Below are 6,073 nucleotides of genomic sequence, written 5' to 3' on the forward strand. Positions count from 1 at the left end.
TCGAGTAGTCCAGCTTTTCACTGATCGGCTCGATCAAACGCAGGTTCGCACTGTGCGGCACGAACCAGTCGACCTGTTTCATCTGCATTTCCGCACGCTCCAGCAGCGTCGTGATCGTCTTCGGAATATTACGGACGACCCAGCGGAACACTTCCCGGCCGTTCTGAACAAGATACGGCGTATCCTGAAGCTCGATGTCGTTCACATTCGATGATAATCCAAGACGATAGACGTGCTGGGCGGCACTTCCGTCACTGCCCACATACGCGCCGAGGAAGCTGTCGGATGCCGCATCCGCTTCCACCAGCACAGCGCCTGCGCCGTCACCGAACAGCACACACGTATTGCGGTCGGTATAGTCCGTGATCTTCGACAGGCTGTCCGCTCCGATGACCAATACTTTCTTATGAAGCCCGGAGGCGACAAAGCCGTGAGCGGTATGCAGGGCGGACACGAAGCCGGCACATGCCGCGCTCAAGTCCATCGCTCCGGACGCTTTGATTCCTAATTTATTTTGAATGATGCTTGCGACGGATGGAAACGGAAAATCAGGCGTACTTGTCGCTACGAGAATCATATCCACATCTTCCACGTGTTTGTCATACCGGTGCATCAGATCCTCGACCGCAGCGATGCACAAATCACTCGTCTGCTCATCCGGACGGCCGATCCGGCGTTCCTTGATTCCGGTCCTCTTGACGATCCACTCGTCACTCGTATCGACCATCTGCTCCAAATCGGGGTTCGTCAGCCTCTTCTCCGGCACATACGTCCCAATCGCCGTCACTCTTGCCTTTCCCATTACATCCACCTCACACATAGTTTTTAGTACCTGGTACTAATGGTACCACTTTTCCATTATAAAGCAAATAGTCCGCTTGGCAGAAAAAAAGAACCTGGACGCCATTCGTCCAGGTCCCGTTTCTTATATACGCCGGGAAAGGCTGCCAATCAGCTCTTGCAGATGTTTCTCTGTAAAGGCGCCCATGCTGAAATTGACCAGTGCGCGCAGCGGCAGGTTTGCCATCATCGCATCCATCATGTCATCCATTTCGCCGTCTTCGGTTTCCATCCCGCCGAACGGGTTGTTTTCAGCGAGGAATTCCTTCATGACGGAGGCCGTCTTCGGGTTCTTCAACAGATCACCGACGAGCGTGTTGCGGTGGATCGGCATCGAAATCACGGTGGTCGATCGGACGTGGATCGTATCCTTGAGCACGATGTCCTTCGACGACTTGCCGATCAGGATATCGAAGTCCCCCGTCTCCACCTGCCAGTCGCCGAGCTCGACGTTGTAGTAAGCGAACGAGCGCCGGTCGAGGGTGAAGGAGATCGTCTTCACTTCCTGCGGCTCGAGGCTCACTTTGGCGAAACCCTTCAGCTCCTTCTCCGGACGGATCACGCTGCTTTCTGTATCGCGGACGTACAGCTGGACCGTCTCTTTCGCTTCGACTGATCCCGTGTTCATCACATCGACGCTCACTTCCACTTCTTCCGTATCGTCGATCTCGTGGGAATCGATCATGAGGCTGCTGTATTCGAACGTGCTGTAGCTGAGACCATGACCAAATGGAAACAGCGGCTCGATCTGTTTCGCATCATAGTGCCGGTAACCGACGAAGAGGCCTTCTTTATATTCGACGACATCCCCTTCACCCGGAAAGTTCAAATAAGAAGGATTATCGACGAGTCGGACCGGGAACGTCTCGGCAAGCTTTCCACTCGGAGTCTTGTCTCCGAACAACAGATCCGCTACCGCGCCGCCGAACGCCTGCCCGCCGAGATAGCCCTCAAGGACCGCCGGAACTTCGTCAAGCCACGGCATTTCCAAAGGTGCCCCGTTGCTGAGCACGACGATGACGTTCGGCTGCACCGCTGCCACCCGCTCGATCAACGCACGGTGATTTTCCGGCAGCTCGAGGTGCTTCCGGTCATACCCTTCCGATTCATACCGGTCCGGCAGCCCGGCGAAAAGGACAGCGACATCGGCGGCCGCTGCCGTCGTGCATGCTTCTTCGATCATCGCTTCATCGATGGCATCGTTCTCAAGCGGATAGCCTTCCGCATAGGTGACCCTGTCGGTGCCGGTCGTCTTCTTCACTTCTTCCACCACATCATCGACTCTCGTCGGGTTAATGTGCGAGCTGCCACCGCCCTGGATGCGCGGCTGCTTCACGAACGAGCCGATCAGCGCGACCGAGGCTTTTTTATCTAGAGGAAGGATACGTCCTTCATTTTTCAAAAGGACCATCCCATCCGCTGCTGCTTCACGGGCAAGCCGGTGGTGGGCTTCTTTATCATAAGAAGTTTGCTGCTGATTCTTCACCGCCTTCTGGATCAACCCGAGGACACGGCCGACCGCGGTGTCGATCGTCGCTTCCGTCAAATCGCCCTTCTTGACCGCTTCGACGATTTCTCTGTCGTGAATGCCGTTCGTCGACGGCATCTCCAGGTCCATACCGGCATTAAGCCCGTCGACGCGCTCGTTGACAGCGCCCCAGTCAGAGACGACGACGCCGTCCCAGCCCCACTCGTTGCGGAGAATTTCTGTCAGCAGCCGGCAGCTTTCCGATGCGTACTCCCCGTTTACTTGGTTATAAGAGCACATCACCGTCCACGGCGCCGCCTGTTTCACGGCATGCTCGAAGCTCGCCAGATAGATTTCGCGGAGCGTCCGCTCATCGACTCTCGCATCGACCGACATCCGCCGGTGCTCCTGGTTATTCGCAGCGAAGTGCTTCAGGGAGGTACCGATTCCTTTGCTCTGCACCCCTTCGATATGACTCGCTGCCATCATCGACGACAAATAAGGGTCTTCCGAAAAGTATTCGAAATTTCGCCCGCACAACGGAGACCGCTTGATATTCGTCCCCGGCCCGAGCAGCACGGCGACCTCCTCCGTCTTCGCCTCTTCCCCAAGCGCTTCGCCGACGCGGCATATCAAATCCTGGTCCCACGTACTAGCAAGTCCTGCTGCCGACGGGAAACAGGTGGCCGGCACGCTGGCGTTCAAGCCCAGATGGTCCGCTCCCTGCGCCTGTTTCCGGAGACCGTGCGGACCGTCCGTCACCATCACGGACGGGATATCCAGACGTTCGAGGCCTTTCAAGTTCCAGAAGTCGCGGCCGCTCAAGAAGCCTGCTTTTTCTTCGAGGGTCATCTTTTTTATGAGGTGGTCGATCGATGCATCCATTGGTAATTCCTCCTAAACGATTGGTCAACGTACTTGTTCAGAAAAGCAATGTATGATGATTCTACCCAATATTTAGTAAATAATCTAAACAAACGACTCGGGCCATGTGCTCGAGCACCTTTCCGTTGATAGAAGAAGGGAGCCGTAATGTGCAACATGCTATGTAGAAGATGGGATGGTGCTTAGGATCGTTGTTCTCCATCCCACACTTCTTCATTTTCTGAATTTATCTCGACTGCATACATTTTTATATTAGTATGTTTTTCCAGTCAATATATTGCAAGAGCCTGGAGGTTGGGTGTGATAAACTGACCAACAGAACAAGCAAGGACGGTGGGTGTCATGAAAGAAGAGCGAACGGTCCATTATGATGCGGACCTTCAGATAGAAGCATACCGCTTCGAAGGGATCATGCAGAAATTCCCGAATCACTTCCACGACTATTACGTGATCGGGTTCATCGAAAGCGGGCAGAGGCGATTGTCCTGTAAGAACAAGGAGTATGTCATCGGTACGGGCGACCTGATCTTTTTCAATCCGCTGGATAATCACGCCTGTGAGTCCGTAGACAACGAAACGCTCGATTACCGTTGTCTGAACATCGAGCCTGACGTCATGCGCAAGATGGCAGAAGAGATAACAGGCAGGGACTATCTCCCTTCCTTCACGTCGCCTGTATCTTATGGCAGCCGCCATGCCAAGCTGCTTCATACCCTTCATCAGATGATCATGGATGAAATCGCGGATTTTGAAAAAGAAGAAACGTTTTATTTCCTTCTCCAGCAGCTGATCGAAGATTATACGACCACCCGGGAGCATACGGACAATAAAGCGACGAAGCAGGAGATCCAACAGGTCTGCAGCTACTTGGAGACTCACTACGCAGAGCCGGTGAATCTGGAGGACCTGGCCCGGATCGCCGGCATGAATAAATACTCGCTCCTGCGCTCGTTTACCCGCACCCTCGGGATCACGCCGTATCGTTATTTACAGACGGTACGAATCAGCGAAGCGAAGAAACGTCTGGAACAGGGCGAAAAACCCATCGATGCCGCCATGGAGACAGGCTTTATCGACCAAAGTCATTTCAGCAACTTCTTCAAGGAGTTTATCGGACTGACGCCCGGCCAGTATCGGGATATTTTTCTCCATGACCAATGACCAGAAATAATTTATATAGAAAGTAGGGATTCCTCTATGCACACAGAAGCGATCCGTTTTTCCAAAAGTCTCAAATCCATCGCCAGAGACCAGCATGTAAAAGCCTATATCCAGAACTCCAAAGAACTGTATCCTCTGCTTGTCAAAGGGGCGCAGCGCTTCGTAGCCGGAGAAACCCGCCCCGAAGGCATCGCACGCGTCAAACAGACCTTTCAGGCCGGGCATGAAGCGTCGATAGAATTCATCGGGGAGAATACGACCTCCGAAGAGGCATGTATGTCTGCTGTACAGGAATTCAGCGAACTGATCAAGGACCTCGGAAGCCATGACTTGCAAGCAACCGTATCCTTCGATCTTTCGCATATCGGAATGATGATTTCCGACGAGATGGCCTTCACTCATTTAGAAAAGTTAGCGAAAGAAGCCGACAAGAACGATGTCCAGCTCATGACCAGTATGGAGGAATCGCAGAAGACAGACGCCATCCTCTCCCTGTACAAAAAGATTGCGGCATCCTTTTCCAATGTGGGCATCACCCTGCAGCTTCAATTGAAGCGTTCCGCGGGCGATTTAGAGGAACTGTTGCCATACCCCGGCAGAATCCGCTTGGTAAAAGGGGCGTACGAAGAGCCGGATGACATCCATATTCCAAGATCTAAAGCGCTGAATGAGCGGTATATCGAATTTGCGGCTGCCTGCGTCGAGCGCGACCATCCGCTGTCGATCGCCACGCATGATGAGAACCTTCTCTTTGCCCTGAAATCGAAAGGGCTCCTCCATCAACCGAACGTGGAGGTCGAGATGCTGGATGGTGTCCGCCATGACTTGCTGAACGCGCTCCGAGAAGAGAAGATACGCACGAAAGTCTATACGACGTACGGTACGGAGTGGTACCTCTATGTCGTTCACCGGATAGCGGAGCACCCGCCGAATATTTACACATTCTTGTCGGATATTATTGATGGTGGAAACTAAAGACCTGCAAAAGCGACTTCGGCCGCTTTTGCACTATTAATTGAAACCTTGTTTTCCATAAAAAAACCTCAAGCAGAAAGGTATCCCTTTAATGCTTGAGGTTTTTTATTCCATTCTCTAATTTTAGAGATGATAAGGAAATAAATTATTCTAAGTTATCGACCGCATACTGAGCTTCTTCTTCAGTAAACTGTTCCCCATGCTCGGAAACCAGTTGATCGTAAATTGCTGCTGTCGACATATCCATCGTATCTGCATAAGATTCCGCTTTTTTCAAAGCATTCGCTTTCCAGTCAAACTCAATATTGTCGATAGCATATTGCGCGGCTTCTTCAGGGAACTGCTCTCCATACTCAGAGACTAGTTGGTCATAAATAGCCGCTTTAGACATATTCATTGTTTCCGCATAAGATTCCGCTTTGCTTAGAGCAGAGCTGTATTCTCTGGGAACACTCGGCTCCTCAGGCTCTTCTTCCACTGGTTCCTCAGCAGCAGCTTCTTCCGTATCTGCTTCTGGAGCGGCTTCTTCTGCCGGTGCTGTTTCAGCTGCTGCTTCCTCAGCTGTATCCGGTTCTGCTGTTTCTTCCTCTCCGGATGTCGCGATGGAGCCGATCACAAGAATCGCAAGCAGCCACACCCACCACTTTTTATAGAATGGTTTCTTCTTCCCATTTTTAGGCATATGTATTCCCCCTTAGGTATAATAACGATTTTCAATGATAACATAAAATAGTCAATAATAAT

Annotated in this window: 5 protein-coding genes; 2 read left to right on the forward strand and 3 right to left on the reverse strand. The window is 52.1% G+C overall.

What is annotated here, in order from left to right:
* Together D479_RS06525 and D479_RS06530 are read right to left on the reverse strand one after the other, a co-directional pair.
* The coding region (locus D479_RS06525; RefSeq protein ID WP_008635017.1) for a ketoacyl-ACP synthase III at positions 1 to 802 on the reverse strand (802 nt) is incomplete at its 3' end.
* 123 nt (positions 803 to 925) lie between these two features.
* On the reverse strand, positions 926 to 3,193 hold the full coding sequence (locus D479_RS06530) for a glycoside hydrolase family 3 C-terminal domain-containing protein (protein ID WP_008635020.1): 2,268 nt from the start codon (positions 3,191 to 3,193) through the stop codon (positions 926 to 928).
* 342 nt (positions 3,194 to 3,535) lie between these two features.
* Between D479_RS06530 and D479_RS06535 the strand changes: the two genes are divergently transcribed.
* The gene (locus D479_RS06535; protein WP_008635022.1) at positions 3,536 to 4,354 is read left to right on the forward strand and encodes an AraC family transcriptional regulator; all 819 of its coding nucleotides are present in this window, start codon (positions 3,536 to 3,538) and stop codon (positions 4,352 to 4,354) included.
* 36 nt (positions 4,355 to 4,390) lie between these two features.
* Positions 4,391 to 5,329, forward strand: coding sequence for a proline dehydrogenase family protein (locus D479_RS06540; protein ID WP_008635024.1), 939 nt, complete (start codon positions 4,391 to 4,393; stop codon positions 5,327 to 5,329).
* 145 nt (positions 5,330 to 5,474) lie between these two features.
* On the opposite strand, the gene D479_RS06545 is transcribed toward D479_RS06540, so the two are convergent.
* Positions 5,475 to 6,011, reverse strand: coding sequence for an Ltp family lipoprotein (locus D479_RS06545; RefSeq protein WP_008635025.1), 537 nt, complete (start codon positions 6,009 to 6,011; stop codon positions 5,475 to 5,477).
* Positions 6,012 to 6,073: the final 62 nt, after the last annotated feature.

The organism is Halobacillus sp. BAB-2008 (assembly GCF_000328325.1).
In the GTDB taxonomy this organism is placed as follows: Bacteria; Bacillota; Bacilli; order Bacillales; family Halobacillaceae; genus Halobacillus.